The organism is Rhizobacter sp. P5_C2 (assembly GCF_054049715.1).
Map to the genome: position 1 here is coordinate 37,713 of NZ_JBFULV010000047.1, position 13,879 is coordinate 51,591.

Genomic DNA, 13,879 nt, shown 5'->3' on the forward strand with positions numbered 1-13,879 from the left:
CCGAGCGCAGTTCTGCCTGCTCCGTGCCTCCTGAATCTTTCAAACCCGCTCCCGTTCGGTTTGATGTTCTTGTTGGTGCGCAGCAGTCTAGCTGACGCAGGCCGCGCGTCAACCATCTCCCATCGGGGGTCAGAGCAGATCAGCGAGGTTGCCGCTTCGGCTGATCGACGCGAATCCCGACTCGGGTGTTCTCGAGTTCGTAGAGATAGGCGGCACCACAGGCTTTGCCGCGCTCGGTCGAGCGGAGCGCTTGATCCGTTTCGATGCTTCGGATTCGGCGTCGCAATTCTCTTGCCGTCTGGGTCATCGTCCACGACGACGCGGCGGCGCAAATCTTCGGAACCTCGTTCAGCGAGAGCARCGACAGGACATTCTCGGTGCAGGTGCCGACGGCGATGCGAAGCCCTTCCCTGTGAGCCTCGGTCACCTTCGAGTTCTTGCCGCGGCTCAGCTTGACCGTGAGACCGATGGCCTGCGTGTCGCAGTCAGCGGTTCTTTGGTTCAAATCCGCCAAGGCGGCCGATTGCCCGCCCAGCCAGGTGTTGACGCCTTCGACGCCGTCCGTTCGCAGGCGTTGCTCGAGGGTGGCGACGGGCTCGTTGGATGACAGGGCCACCGCGGGCAGCATGGCCAGTCCGACAAGGAGCGCGCGCATGTCGAACGTGCCGCCTAGCGCTTGACGTGAGGGGCCCGGCCGGGCCCACCGCGGCGATCCCTCTCGATGGCCGGGTCAGGGCGTCTTTGCCGGTAGGCACGAACCATCGCATGGAGACTCACCCGCTCGGCTTCAGGAAGGCTCTGCGCCAGCGACGGGTCGGCCAGCACAGCTTGGGCCACGGCCGATTCATCGTCGTTTCGAAGGGCGCCGCGCTTCAGCATCGCGGTGTACCGACCCCAGACCCTCGATCGCACCGACGACAGGCTGATGATTCCTGTGGCCTGCATCTCGGTGTCGAGCGCGACGACCTGGGACAAGGGCCAGGGAGACGAGATCTCCAGGCAGTTGTTGACGGCCATGCGCAGCGCCGATTCGGCCTGACCTGCCGACTCTCGCTCGTGCCGTTCCAGCACGGTCATCGGTCGATCATTCGCGGATTGACACCGCTGATCCAGAAAGCGCGAAGAGAAGAAGCGCAAGAACGCCTTCATCTCGGTGTACCCAGGTTGGGGATTCATGCCGCGGATGTTACGGGAGTGGCGGCTATCCGTCGGCACCACCGCGGCGCACCTGTAGGAGCTGTCCTCTTTTGCCGCGAGGCCTCCTGTCGTGCAGGCTTGAGAACCACGCTCGGGACACCCAGGCAGTGCGGCCATCAGCGACGCCGACAAGCAGGCCATCGCGCAACAGATCTGCACCATGCTGACGGCGCACGCCACCGTCGAAGAGGAACTGTTCTATCCGGCCGCGCGTGATGCGCTGAAGGAAGACGAGATGTTCCCGAAGGTGCGTGATTCGGGCCTGGACCTCCAGATGCTCGGCATTGCGATGGCCAGCCGGAAGGACGAACTGCTGGCAGAGGCCGCTGCGAGCTCCTCGGTGTGATGCACATGAATGCCTCCGTCCCGGCAGCTGCCGCTGCCCGGGTCGGAAGCCTTGTCATCAGCGCGCACCTGGAACTTCAGGCAACAGCCCCCGCCGTCAATCCTTCGCGGCCGTAGCCCACCGTGGCTGCCGGCGTACCGCCGGGCGTGATGGCGACCGCGCAGTACTTGAACTCCGGGATCTTGCCGAACGGGTCCAGTGCCGCGTTGGTCAGCAGGTTCGCCGCCGCCTCGTAGTACGCGAACGGAATGAAGATGGCGCCGCTCGGCGTGCCGTCGTCGCGCCGCACGCTCAGCGCGACCTCGCCCCGACGCGACTTCACGGTGATGACGTCGCCCGCGTTGACCTTCAGCTTGCGCAGGTCGCCGCCATTCATCGACGCAGTGGCCACCGGCTCGATCGCGTCGAGCACGCTCGCGCGCCGCGTCATGCTGCCGGTGTGCCAGTGCTCCAGCTGCCGGCCGGTGATCAGCACGAACGGGTAATCGCCGTCCGGGCGTTCGTCGGCCGGAATGATGTCCGCCGGCACCAGCTTGACCCGGCCGTCGCGGGTCGCGAACGTGTCCACGAAGACGGTCGGCTGGCCCGGATCGTCTTCGGTCAGGCACGGGTAGGTCACGCTCTGCTCGCGCTCGATGCGATCCCAGCTGATGCCGCTGATCGCGGTGTGCATGGCCTGGCGCATCTCCTCGTAGACCTCGGCGACACCGCACTCCGGCCCCTGGTAGTTCCACGGCAGGCCCATGCGCTTCGCGATCTGCTGGATGATCCAGAGATCGGGCTTCGCATCGCCCGGCGGCGTCAGCGCGCGGCGCCCCATCTGCACCATGCGATCGGTGTTGGTGACGGTGCCGGTCTTCTCCGGCCAGGCGCTGGCCGGCAGCACGATGTCGGCGTACCACGCCGTCTCCGTCATGAAGATGTCCTGCACCACCAGGTGCTCCAGCGAGGTCAGCGCGTGGCGGGCATGGTTCAGGTCGGGGTCGCTCATGGCCGGGTTCTCGCCCATGATGTACATGCCACGGATCTTGTGCGGATCCGTCTCGGGCGCGAGCGCCTTGTGCATGATCTCGACCACCGTGTAGCCGGGCTTGTCGTCGAGCGGCGTGTTCCAGAACTTCTCGAACCAGGCGTGCGCGCCCGGGTTGTCGACGCGCTGGTAGTTCGGCAGCATCATCGGGATCAGGCCCGCGTCGCTCGCGCCCTGGACGTTGTTCTGGCCGCGCAGCGGGTGCAGGCCGCTGCCCGGCTTGCCGATCTGGCCGGTGACGGTCGCGAGTGCGATCAGGCAACGCGCGTTGTCGGTGCCGTGCACGTGCTGGCTGATGCCCATGCCCCACAGGATCATCGACGCCTTGCTGGTCGCGAATTCGCGCGCGACCTCGCGGATCGTCTCTGCTGGAATACCGCAGATCGGCGCCATCGCTTCGGCGCTGTAGCCCTTCACGTTTTCCTTCAGCGCCTCGAAGTTGTTGGCGCGCCGCGCGATGAAGTCGGCATCGACGAGGCCCTCGTCGATGACCGTGTGGATCAGCGCGTTGAGCAGCGCCACGTCGGTGTCGGCGCGGAACTGCAGCGTGCGCCAGGCGTGGCGGCCGATGTCGGTGATGCGGGGATCGGCGAGGACGATCTTGGTGCCGCGCTGGGCGGCGTTCTTCATCCAGGTGGCGGCCACCGGATGGTTGGCGGTCGGGTTGGAGCCGATGACGAGGATCAGGCCCGCGTGCTCGACATCGTTCACCTGGTTGCTCACGGCCGCCGAGCCGACCCCCTCGAGCAGCGCCGCGACGCTGGACGCGTGGCACAAGCGCGTGCAGTGGTCGACGTTGTTGCTGCCGAAGCCGGTGCGCACCAGCTTCTGGAACAGGTAGGCCTCCTCGTTGCTGCCCTTGGCCGATCCGAAGCCGGCCAGCGCCTTCAGGCCGTGCGTGTCGCGCAGCGCGGTGAGCTTGCTGGCGGCCAGGTCGAGCGCCTCGTCCCAGGTCGCTTCGCGGAACACCTCGCTCCAGTCCGCCGGGTCGCCGATGGCATCGGGATGCTTCGCGACGCCCGGCTTGCGGATCAGCGGCTTGGTCAGGCGCTGCGGATGGTGGGCGTAGTCGAAGCCGAAGCGGCCCTTCACGCACAGGCGGCTGTGATTGGCCGGGCCGTCGCGCCCGTCGACGCTGACGATCTGCTCGTCCTTCACGTTGTAGGTGAGCAGGCAACCGACGCCGCAGAACGGGCAGACCGAATCGACCTTGCGATCCACTTCCTGCGCGCCGATGTGGCTCTTGGGCATCAGCGCGCCGGTCGGGCAGGCCTGCACGCACTCGCCGCAGGCCACGCAGGTGCTGTCGCCCATGTGATCCTGCAGGTCGAAGACGATGGCGCTGTCGTCGCCGCGGAACGCGAACCCGATCACGTCGTTGACCTGTTCCTCGCGGCATGCGCGCACGCATCGGTTGCACTGGATGCACGCATCGAGGTTCACCGCCATCGCCGGATGAGACAAGTCAGGCGCCGGCTGCTGACGGGCGATCGCCGCCAGCGCCGGGCGCACGCTCACCTGCATGCGCGAGGCCCAGTCGCTGAGTTCGCCGTGCTGGCGCGTCTCGTCGTCGCCGATCCACTTGTGGCCCTTCGCCGGCATGTCCGAGAGCAGCATCTCGAGCACCATCTTCTGACTCTTGACGGCGCGCTCGCTGGTGGCGCGCACCTTCATGCCGGCGGTCGGCGCGCGGCAGCAACTCGGCGCGAGCGTCCGCTCGCCGTCGATCTCGACCACGCACGAGCGGCAATTGCCGTCGGCCCGGTAGCCCGGCGTGTAGCACAGGCGCGGGATGTCCACGCCCAGGCGGTCGGCCACCTGCAGGATGGTCTCGCCGTCGAAGGCCTGCACGCTCTGCCCATCGAGCGTGAACTCGACGCTGGCGGGGATCAAACGATTTCGTTCCGGCGCATTCATCACGACACCTCGTGGGGAAAGTATTTCTGGATGCAGCGCACCGGGTTCGGGGCCGCCTGGCCCAGGCCGCAGATCGACGCGTCGATCATCACCTGGCTCAGGTCTTCCAGCGTGGCGTGGTCCCAGAGCGGCTCCGCCATCAACGCGGCTGCCTTGCCGGTGCCGACGCGGCACGGCGTGCACTGGCCGCAGCTCTCGTGCTCGAAGAACTTCATCATGTTCATCGCAGCGTCGCGCGCCTTGTCCTGCTGGCTGAGGACGATGACGGCGGCGGAGCCGATGAAGCAGCCGTGCGGCTGCAGCGTGTCGAAATCGAGCGGCAGGTCGGCGAGGCTGGCCGGCAGGATCCCGCCGGACGCACCACCGGGCAGGTACGCGTAGAGCTCATGGCCCGCCAGCATGCCGCCACAGAACTCGTCGACCAGCTCGCGCACGCTGATGCCTGCCGGTGCCAGCTTGACGCCCGGCTCGCGCACGCGGCCGCTGACGCTGAACGAGCGCAGCCCGTGGCGCCCGTTGCGGCCATGACCGCTGAACCAGGCCGGGCCGCGCTGGACGATGTCTCGCACCCAGTACAGCGTCTCGAAGTTGTGCTCCAGCGTCGGACGGCCGAACAGCCCGATCTGCGCGATGTAGGGCGGTCGCATCCGCGGTTCGCCGCGCTTGCCTTCGATGCTCTCGATCATCGCGGACTCTTCGCCGCAGATGTAGGCGCCGGCACCGCGTCGCAACTCGATGTGCGGCAGCGGGCACGGCGGGTCGGCCTTCAAGCGTTGCAGCTCGCGCTCCAGGATCGCGCGACAGCCGTGGTATTCGTCGCGCAGGTAGAGGTAGCAGGCCTCGGTGCCGACCACCGCCGCGGCGATGAGCAGGCCCTCGAGGAAGCGGTGCGGATCGCGTTCCAGGTAGGTGCGGTCCTTGAAGGTGCCGGGCTCGCCTTCGTCGATGTTGACGGCCATCACGCGCGGGGCCGGCTGCTGCATCACGATGCCCCACTTGCGCCCGGCCGGGAATCCTGCGCCGCCCAGCCCGCGCAGGCCGGAATCGGTCATCGCCTTCAGCACGTCGGCCGCCGGGGTCTGGCCGGCTGCAACGGCCGCCGCGAGCTGGTAGCCGCCGCCCTGTCGGTAAGCGTCGTAGCCGACGTAGACGGGAGCCACCTCGTGCGGTGCGTTGGTGATCGGTGCGGGGCCGGTGGCGCCCGCGTCGAAGCTGCCATCGTCGCGCGGCAGGGTGTGCCGGGCGGCACCCGCAGCGACAGCGGCCTCGACGTCGGCCGCCTTGGCGTGCACCACCGGCGCTTGCCCGACGATCGCGACCGGCGCCTGTTCGCAGCGGCCGACGCACGGCGCCGCGATGACCCGGACCTCGGTGCCCAGCAGCGCCGGCAGGCGTGCCAGCAGGTCTTGTGCGCCGGCCATCTCGCAAGACAGGCCGTCGCACACGCGCACCGTCAGCGAGGCCGGTTGCTCGTCACCGCGCAGCACGTCGAAGTGGTGATAGAAGGTCGCGACCTCGAAGACTTCGGCCATCGACAGTTTCAGCTCGCGGGCCAGCGCCACCAGGTGCCGGTCGTGCAGGCCGTTCCACGCGTCGTTGAGCAGGTGCAGGTATTCGATCAGCAGGTCGCGCCGGTGCGGGCCCGGGCCGACCAGCGCCTGCACCTCTTCGAGCGACACGTGATCAGGCTGGCGCCCCTTCAGCTTGCCTTTGCGGCGAAGCTTGCCGCGCATCTCGTCCACGGAGGCGAGTGGCACGGTGCCGGGTTCGTTGGAACGCGTGGCAGTTGTCGTCATGCGGGTCGTCGAAGCGGGGTGCGCTCCGGCCAGTGGGTCAATCCATTGGCACTTCCTGGCGACATCGATGCCGCCCGCGACGTGCCCCGTGGGCTCATCTTCGGCTTGCGGGATCCTAGTCGATATCGTTGACCGAGGATATCGGTCGGCCAACGGCGGCAGAATGCCTGCCGGTTCCGCATCCGCCGCAAGGCGCAGCCAACGAGGGCGACATGATCCAACGTGAGCAGATCACCGGGCTGGTCCTGGCAGGCGGCCGGGGAAGCCGCATGGGCGGTGTCGACAAGGGCCTGCAGACGCTCGATGGCGAACCGCTGGTGCAGCATGCCTTGCGGCGCATGGCGCCCCAGGTCGGCTCGCTGATGATCAGCGCCAACCGGCATCCGGAGGTCTATCGCGGCTATGGTTTTCCCGTGCTGCCGGATGCCGACACGGCATATCCCGGCCCGCTGGCAGGCTTCCTCGCCGGCTTGCTGCACTGCCGCACCGAATGGATGGCGACGGTGCCTTGCGACACGCCGCGGTTTCCCGAGGATCTCGTGGCGACCCTGGCCGCAGCGGCCGGCGATGCGCGGGCGGTGGTGGCCGTCACCGAGGAGGCCGGCGAGCGACAGCGGCAATCGGTGTTCTGCCTGCTCAGGGCGGATCTGCACGTCGACCTGGCCGCCTACCTTGGCGAAGGTGGCCGCAAGATCGAGTGGTGGCTGGAGCGCCAGGGCTGCGTCGATGTGGTGTTCGACGACGTCGGTGCGTTCTTCAATGCCAACACGCTCGACGAACTGCGCAGGCTCGGCGCCGCCTGACCACAGGGCATGCAGATGCGTGCCGCGCGTGCCTCATCCACCTTGGGGATGAGCCAGGCATCCCCCTTGTGGTGTCATTCGCCTTCCGCGGCGCATGGGGGACACGATGGCCGAGACGAACCCTGTCGGAGAAAAACCATCCCCACCCGCGGACTGGCTGGAGCAGGCCTGCAATGCGCGGCGTGTCGATGACTTCACGATCCATTGCGCGCGCCCTGAATCGGCCAACGACGGTGACGCCGCGGAGGGCGATTCGTTCACACGCTATTTCAAGCAGCGCGAAGGCCCGGCGGCGTTGGACGCGCAGGGCAAGCCGCAACGCAAGACCTCCTATGACTTCTCGATCGACGTCGGAACCACCCCGGCGCGCGTGCACGTCTGCAGTTGCAGCGAGGGGCAGGAATGGAGTGCGACCGTGCGCTGGGATACGCCCAAGGCACTGAAACGCGAGGAGCATGCGGGCCAGCTCGAGTTGGAGACGAACTGGAGGGCGCGCGCCAGCTACTCGGGAGAGAAGGTCAATGAGGAATGGGTGAAGAACGCGAATCTCTTCTCCTTCTCCGAGACGGTCGATGTCCTGACCAGGGCGTTCGGCAAGTCGCTGAGCGGACATGCGCGAGGCTTCCTGCTCGTCACCGGGGGCACCGGCAGCGGCAAGTCGCAGATATCGCGCGGCCTCGTGCACGAGTACCTGTCGCACCTTTCGCGCAAGGGGCGGCATCCGCATGTGCTGACGCACGAGGACCCGATCGAGAAGAGGCTGTTCGAACCGCTCGCATCGCAGGCGCAGACGCCGGATGAGCGCGACATGGCCAGCAGCCGCGCGTGGATCGACTACACACCACGCCAGCTCCGCAAGGACACAGGCTCGCTCGAAGAGACCCTGCAGTCCGCGCTGCGCCAGAAGCCCGCCGTGGTCTATGTCGGCGAGGTGCGCAAACCGGATGAATTGAGGCAATGCATCGAGTTCGGCGGTACCGGACACTTCATCATCGCGACGGCCCATGCCGGCAGCCTCGTCGAGTCCGTCGAGAAGGTGCTGAGTGCGTGCGAAGCGCGCGAACCGGGCACGCGCGCGCTGTGGGTGCCCAAGCTGCTCGGCATCGTCCATCTGCAAAGCGTGTCGGTGCGATTGCCGGATGACAAGCGCTACGGCAGCGCAGCCGGCCACGAGCTGTCGGGCATCCTGCCGGCGCTGTACCGCAACAACTCCCAGGGACGGCAGATGCTGATCGCCGACGGCCTGGCATCGCTGCTGCCGCACGCGCCGAGGGACTGCGCAGCTGCGACGGGAACGCTGGGCCGCAAGTTCTTCGCGCGCGAGCTGTCCAACATCGCCGTGGCGAAGATCGACGGTGCGGACGATGTCCAGGCGGCATGGCAAGCGATCCGCGACTACAACAAATCGCAGGGCCTGCTCCTGGCGGCGCAGAAGAGAGATCTTTATGGCGAATGATGCTGCCACCGACGCCGAGGGGATCGCGCCGCTGCCGTTCGGCATTCCCATGCTCGACGAGTTGTTCGGACTGAACGATGAACACGACCTGCTGTTCCCGAAGGACAGCAATGCGCAGGTCGCCAAGCCGGCCTACCTCGCGAAGCCGACATCGCTCGCGATCGTCGGCCAGGACGGGACAGGGAAATCGATCTTCGCGCTGCACCTTGCATCAACCTACATGGCGATGCATGGACGCTGGCTTGCCGTCACGAACAAGAGGGGCGCCGTGGCACCGCCGCGCGTGTTCTACCTGTCCAGCGATCTCGGGTTCCGCGTGGCTGAACGGGCGTGGAGCGAGTTCGGGCTGGACAACCCGTGGCGCCACCATCGTCCTTTCATCCGGCACGCGGAGCGCCAGTTTCGCCGCAAGCTGACGCAGCCGGGTCGTGAGAGCGATGCCGTCAGGATCGACCTCGTCCAGACCGTCGCGACGATGGACGACCTGGAGGGCAAGGACGGACAGGTCTCGGTGACCGGCTTCATCGAGGGCGAGCCCGGCAAGCCGGCGCGGCAGGCCGTCGCCTTCCTCGATCTCTGCGAATTCACCACCGGCGACGACTGGCTGTTCGCCACCCGCCTGGTGTCTAGCATCGAGCGGCAGCCGCAGGCCGCACCGAACCTGCTGATCATCGACTCGGTGGAGGGATTCGAGACGCTGGTCGGAGAGCAGAATGCCTTCGGCGAGCGCATGTCGCGACGGGCACGGATTGCGCAGCTGGTGCGCGCGTCGGCGGGCGGCTGGCACGTCGTCATGCTCGTCGAGGAACCCGAGAACGGCAAACGCCATCCCGAGGAGTACATCGCGGATTCGGTGCTGCACCTGCGCCGGCACAGTCGTGGCGAGATGGTGCGCCGGCTGCTCGAAATCGAGAAATGCCGCGGCCGCAGTTTCGCCAGCGGCGAGCATCCTTACGAGATCCGGTCGGGCCGAGGCACGTCGACAGGCCAATGGGAAAATCCGGACGACCCGCGCGCCAAGACGCACAGCGCGTTCGGGCTGAAGCGAGAAGCGACGCCGTATGTGCAGATCTTCGCGTCATTGAACTACCTGAGCCGCAAGTTCTCGGCCAACGTGCCGCGCCCCGAGGACGAGAACCGTCGCCAGGCGGACAAGCGCATCGAGTTCGGGATCCGCTTCCTCGATGACCTGCTCGCACCGTCGCTGCCGTCTCCCGGCGCGAAGCGCAGTGGAGGAGGTGGCATCGCGGCCGGCTCGATCGCCTCCTTGATCGGCGACGGCGGAACGCACAAGGAGGAGCTCGCTGCCTGCTACCTGCTCCATCAGTTCGCGCAGTTTTCGGGCGCGGTCGCGCAGGCGGTGCAGATCGCGACGTCCTGGACGGCGAAGCGCCGGTCGCACGCTGCCGACGCCGCAGGCTTGCGGGACCTGTCGTTCGTCCATCACGTGCGAATGCAGGGGCATCCCCGGCTCGGCGACCGATGGCTGGAGACACTGCCGCACCTGGAAGGGCTCATCGAGAACGTGACCAAGGGCGGCTACAGGCTGAAGCGGGAAATGGGCGAAGACGTGCGTGCCGACCGCCCGACGGCGGTGTGCGAGGGCGACCTGTTGCCGTACAAGACGCGCTGGGACGAGTTCGCGTTCTACGACGAGGACGACCACGCGACGGGAATCGACGACCAGCTGGTCGCGGCCATGTCGCTGCTGCGACTGTCCGGCGCACTGCTGACGCCTGTCGTGTACGTCACCACGCGCGACGTGGACAGCAGCCAGTTCTCCTGGAGCATCGTCAAGGCCCAGGAGAAAGATCTGCGCAAGGCCCTGATGGGCTTCGAGTCGATCCCCTTCGAGGTCCTGATCTGGCAGCTGAGGCGGATCATCGAACGATTCGTGATCGTGCGCCGCATCGACAGTGTCGACCTCACGGCGCCGCAGCTGTGGCAGATCGTCGACAGCTGCGTCCAGCAGGGGCTCGATCTCGTCGGTCGCGAGGAGCCGCGGCGCGCCGAGGTCATCGGCTTCAAGGGCGCGGGAGAGGTGCGAGTGGTGATCAGCGACCTGCGCCACATCCGGGACATCCTCCCCGATGTCGCGGCGGACCCGCTGTTCCTGTCGGTGCTCGTCTTTCGGCTGCGCCGGCTCGGCGTCACGGCGCTGCTCGTCGACACGGACCACGGCCGGCCGGACATGCTCCTGCAGCCAGGCAGCCTCGCATTGCGCGCGATGGTCGACCTGCAGATCCTCACCTGGCGCGTGCCCTTCTTCGGCGAGGAACGCGTCGCGATCGCGGTGAGCCCGCGCCAGGGCGACCGCGACCACGGCGTCATCCGCGAACTGGTCTCCCGGCGGCCCGATCCTGCGCCGCCCGAGGCGACGACGATCGCCAGGGTACCGGCGCGCGGCATGCTGCCGGCCGACGTCCACGTCGACCCGCACTTCGAGCTCTACGCGGATGTCGAGCGCGGCAATCCACAGCCCGTACCGCTGCTCATCTCGCTGTGGGGCGAGACGGAGGCGTTCCGGCGCTATGCCATCCAGGAGAACGAACTGTTCCGGCGGCTGTTCACCGGCGTCGACGACCCCGCCTGCGTCGTCAAGGCCCATGACACCGCGAGCTATTCCGCCCTGCGCGATTTCGCCCACCTGATGGTGGACACCCGATTGCCGTACACCCATGTCTTCGTGGTGGACGGCTTCTGGGCGCTGAAGAAGCGGGCCTCCTTGCGCCCCCAGGCAGACTATTTGTTTGAATCGCTGGAGTCTGACGCGACCGGCGAGGCTGCCCGCGCCGCGCGCGCGAATGGCGCGGGCCACGAGCCCGATGCCGACCCGCACGCACATCGATATTCCGCCGGGTCCGACGTCTATGGCCTGTTCGCGCGCGTTCCGAAGCCGGATGGCAGCAAGAAGTCGCTGCGATCCCGAGCCGAGTCGTTCCAGCAACTCGATGGCACAGGCCAGCCGCTCTACCGCAGCCGCATTCCGTTGATCGAGGGTGCCGACCGCGTGCCCTTCACCTGGGATTTCGCGTTCCTCATTTGCGACGAGGACAAGTGGAATCGCCGAAGCGCACTGAAGCTGGACGCGGGCCTCCTGTGCGAGTGGGGCCGCGAACGACCCCTCTCCCACGTCGGCGATGTCTGGAAGGGCCTGCACAGGCTCAAGAGCGACGACACCTCGACCCAGGCGATCCAGCGCTCGCCGTGGCCGAATGACGCGTCCGCGCCCGTGGTGCCGTGGCGAGCCTTCATCGGTGCGTGCCGCGTCGTCGCCGATGCCGAACGCAACGGCCGTGATCGCGCGCCGGTGGCGCTGGACATCGCCGGTGCGTCGCTGGCCTCGACGGTGAGCCTGTTGTTCGAGATCTGGATTTCGGAGATCGTCCGGGACGCGAACCGGATACTGGCACTGGCCGAACGCGCCACGTGCACGGCGGCGTCGCTCGACAAGCTGAACCAGGCCAGGCAGTGGGCCGAAGAGGCGCTGTCGAACGTCAAGTGCCTGTCGATGGAGTTCTTCTCCGGGCTGAAGGCGGAAGATCGCGATCCCGACAGCCAGGGTCCGTTCAATCGCCTGCTGCAGTTCATCCAGGGCAGCGAGACACGCCGTTCGATGGAGAACCGCTTCCATGTCGACGGGGAGCGCCAACCGCTGGAGGTGGCGTGTCCGGCGTGCCCTCCCCTGCCTCCGCCGCGCGGTGAGGGCGAACCGGAGGCCGGGATACTCCACTGGGAATCCAGCTGGGAGGAGGCATGGCGCGCGATGCTGCTGCAGCTAGAATTCGGCGATGGCTATGCGCTCCAGCTCTACAAGGCCTGGCTGCTGCTGTCCGACGCGCTCGACATGCCCCGCATGCGCGATCACTGCGAGGTCGACCACATGCCGGCGCAGCCACGCGAGGAGCCGGATGCGGTGGCGACCCGCCACTACTACACGACCGCCTGCGACGAGACGAGGCGCATCGCCGAAGCCAATCGCGAGAGCGTGAATCCGCGTCGCCTGATGCCGGTGCGGATGCCAGGGCACTTCACGATGCGTGGCGACTGGTTCCTCGCCGTGGCGCGCGGCAGCCGCTCGAATCGGCTGGCCGACATGGCCCTGGACCTGCTCACCAGCCGCCGCGCCAACCGCACGCGGTTGGAGATGGGCCTGGGGCTGCCGACACGCGACCTGTTGCACGGCGAGGCCCTCGGCCACATCCGCACCGGTCTCACCGTGTCGCCGAACGGCGACCACATGCATGTCTCCTACGGCAAGCTGCTGTGGCTCGGAGGCGAGTACGCGCTGCCGGCGCCTGTGGCGGGCCCTGACAACGGCAAGCCCTGGTACGAACTGGCCAGCGCGGCCGGGACGGCAGGTCACACCGAGCCGGCAAGCACGCTCGACCCGTTCGGCACCGAGTCGTTCTTCTGGTTGTTCCGATCGGGCTTCGACCACTACTACAGGTACGACCCGCTGATGCGCAACTGGGTGGCCCGGCTCGTCGCATGGACGGCCGGATTCGACGAGCACGAGCTCCAGAGTCCCGGCACGCTGCGCGGCTGCAGCGCCTACGACAAGCTGTCGCGCGGCAGCTTCCCCCACGATGCAGCGATCTCGCCGAAGCGCTTCGCTCCTCGGCTCGAAGGGCTTCGCCTGGAGCTCGGAGGCCTGACGGCGGATCCGGTCGCGGGATCGCCGGTCGTGGCGGCGGAAGACCGCTGATCGGACGCGATCCGCTTTGCGGCAGGCTCACAACGAGGGTCCGAAAGTCGGCAGGCCGGACGGGCTCAGGCTTTCTCTTGGCGAATAGAGGTCAGCCCATGAAAGCTGCTCATCGACAAATTCATCCAGTTCCGACTCGTCGAGGAACGAGATCAACGCTCCCAGCTTCACCTGTCCCCGGCAAAGCGCCAATGCAGCCAGGATCACTCGCACGGTCAGAGGGTCGTCTTGTAGAGGCAAATCATTCAACGCGAGGCGCTGCATCCCGCGAATTGCCATGAAGTAGTCGTCGGCCACCCAGCCCGGCAGAGGCGGGTTCGATGTCCTATGCCGCTCGATTTCGATCGTGGAAACCAGCGCATAGAAATTCCAGGATCGCTGGCCCGACTTGGCAGCGATCTCGACAAGGTGCGGTACGRCCGCATACGAAGCCTCTCCCACATCACCCTGATGATGAAGTTCACTCCAGAGTTCGTCCCAAGTGTCGTGACCCTGCCCAAGCTTTGAAAGAGCAGCCGATGGATCGTATGGCACTCGATAGCCACCGCGCAGCGCGGCCCACTTCGTGTCGAACAGAGGCAGCATTCAGTGCGTCCTTGGTCAAAGGCGGTCACTCTAACTTGACG

9 protein-coding genes are annotated in these 13,879 nt (G+C 67.1%); 4 read left to right on the forward strand and 5 right to left on the reverse strand.

Annotated elements, in window-relative coordinates; genetic code table 11:
- Positions 1-139: 139 nt before the first annotated feature.
- On the reverse strand, positions 140-655 hold the full coding sequence (locus ACXJLU_RS18315; protein WP_457333358.1) for a hypothetical protein: 516 nt from the start codon (positions 653-655) through the stop codon (positions 140-142).
- Between the two features lie 14 nt (positions 656-669).
- On the reverse strand, positions 670-1,149 hold the full coding sequence (locus tag ACXJLU_RS18320) for a hypothetical protein (protein WP_457333360.1): 480 nt from the start codon (positions 1,147-1,149) through the stop codon (positions 670-672).
- Positions 1,150-1,357: 208 nt separating this feature from the next.
- Here ACXJLU_RS18320 and ACXJLU_RS18325 point away from each other — a divergent pair, with 208 nt between their 5' ends.
- Positions 1,358-1,543 carry a hypothetical protein gene (locus ACXJLU_RS18325; RefSeq protein ID WP_457333362.1) on the forward strand — a complete coding sequence of 62 codons (186 nt, stop codon included), beginning with the start codon at positions 1,358-1,360 and terminating at the stop codon, positions 1,541-1,543.
- A 76-nt stretch (positions 1,544-1,619) separates the two neighbouring features.
- On the opposite strand, the gene fdhF is transcribed toward ACXJLU_RS18325, so the two are convergent.
- Together fdhF and ACXJLU_RS18335 are read right to left on the reverse strand one after the other, a co-directional pair.
- Positions 1,620-4,490, reverse strand: a complete 2,871-nt coding sequence (gene fdhF / locus ACXJLU_RS18330; protein ID WP_457333364.1) for a formate dehydrogenase subunit alpha — start codon at positions 4,488-4,490, stop codon at positions 1,620-1,622.
- Complete coding sequence (locus ACXJLU_RS18335) at positions 4,490-6,286, reverse strand: NADH-ubiquinone oxidoreductase-F iron-sulfur binding region domain-containing protein (RefSeq protein WP_457333366.1); 1,797 nt, start codon at positions 6,284-6,286, stop codon at positions 4,490-4,492. The genes fdhF and ACXJLU_RS18335 overlap by 1 nt, the downstream gene beginning before the upstream one ends.
- A gap of 212 nt (positions 6,287-6,498) precedes the next feature.
- Between ACXJLU_RS18335 and mobA the strand changes: the two genes are divergently transcribed.
- From mobA to ACXJLU_RS18350, 3 genes are all read left to right on the forward strand, one after another.
- Positions 6,499-7,089, forward strand: a complete 591-nt coding sequence (gene mobA, locus ACXJLU_RS18340) for a molybdenum cofactor guanylyltransferase MobA (protein WP_457333376.1) — start codon at positions 6,499-6,501, stop codon at positions 7,087-7,089.
- Between the two features lie 106 nt (positions 7,090-7,195).
- Complete coding sequence (locus ACXJLU_RS18345) at positions 7,196-8,545, forward strand: ATPase, T2SS/T4P/T4SS family (protein ID WP_457333368.1); 1,350 nt, start codon at positions 7,196-7,198, stop codon at positions 8,543-8,545.
- On the forward strand, positions 8,535-13,253 hold the full coding sequence (locus ACXJLU_RS18350; RefSeq protein WP_457333370.1) for an RAD55 family ATPase: 4,719 nt from the start codon (positions 8,535-8,537) through the stop codon (positions 13,251-13,253). The genes ACXJLU_RS18345 and ACXJLU_RS18350 overlap by 11 nt, the downstream gene beginning before the upstream one ends.
- Positions 13,254-13,280: 27 nt before the next feature.
- On the opposite strand, the gene ACXJLU_RS18355 is transcribed toward ACXJLU_RS18350, so the two are convergent.
- Positions 13,281-13,838 carry a hypothetical protein gene (locus ACXJLU_RS18355; RefSeq protein ID WP_457333372.1) on the reverse strand — a complete coding sequence of 186 codons (558 nt, stop codon included), beginning with the start codon at positions 13,836-13,838 and terminating at the stop codon, positions 13,281-13,283.
- Positions 13,839-13,879: the final 41 nt, after the last annotated feature.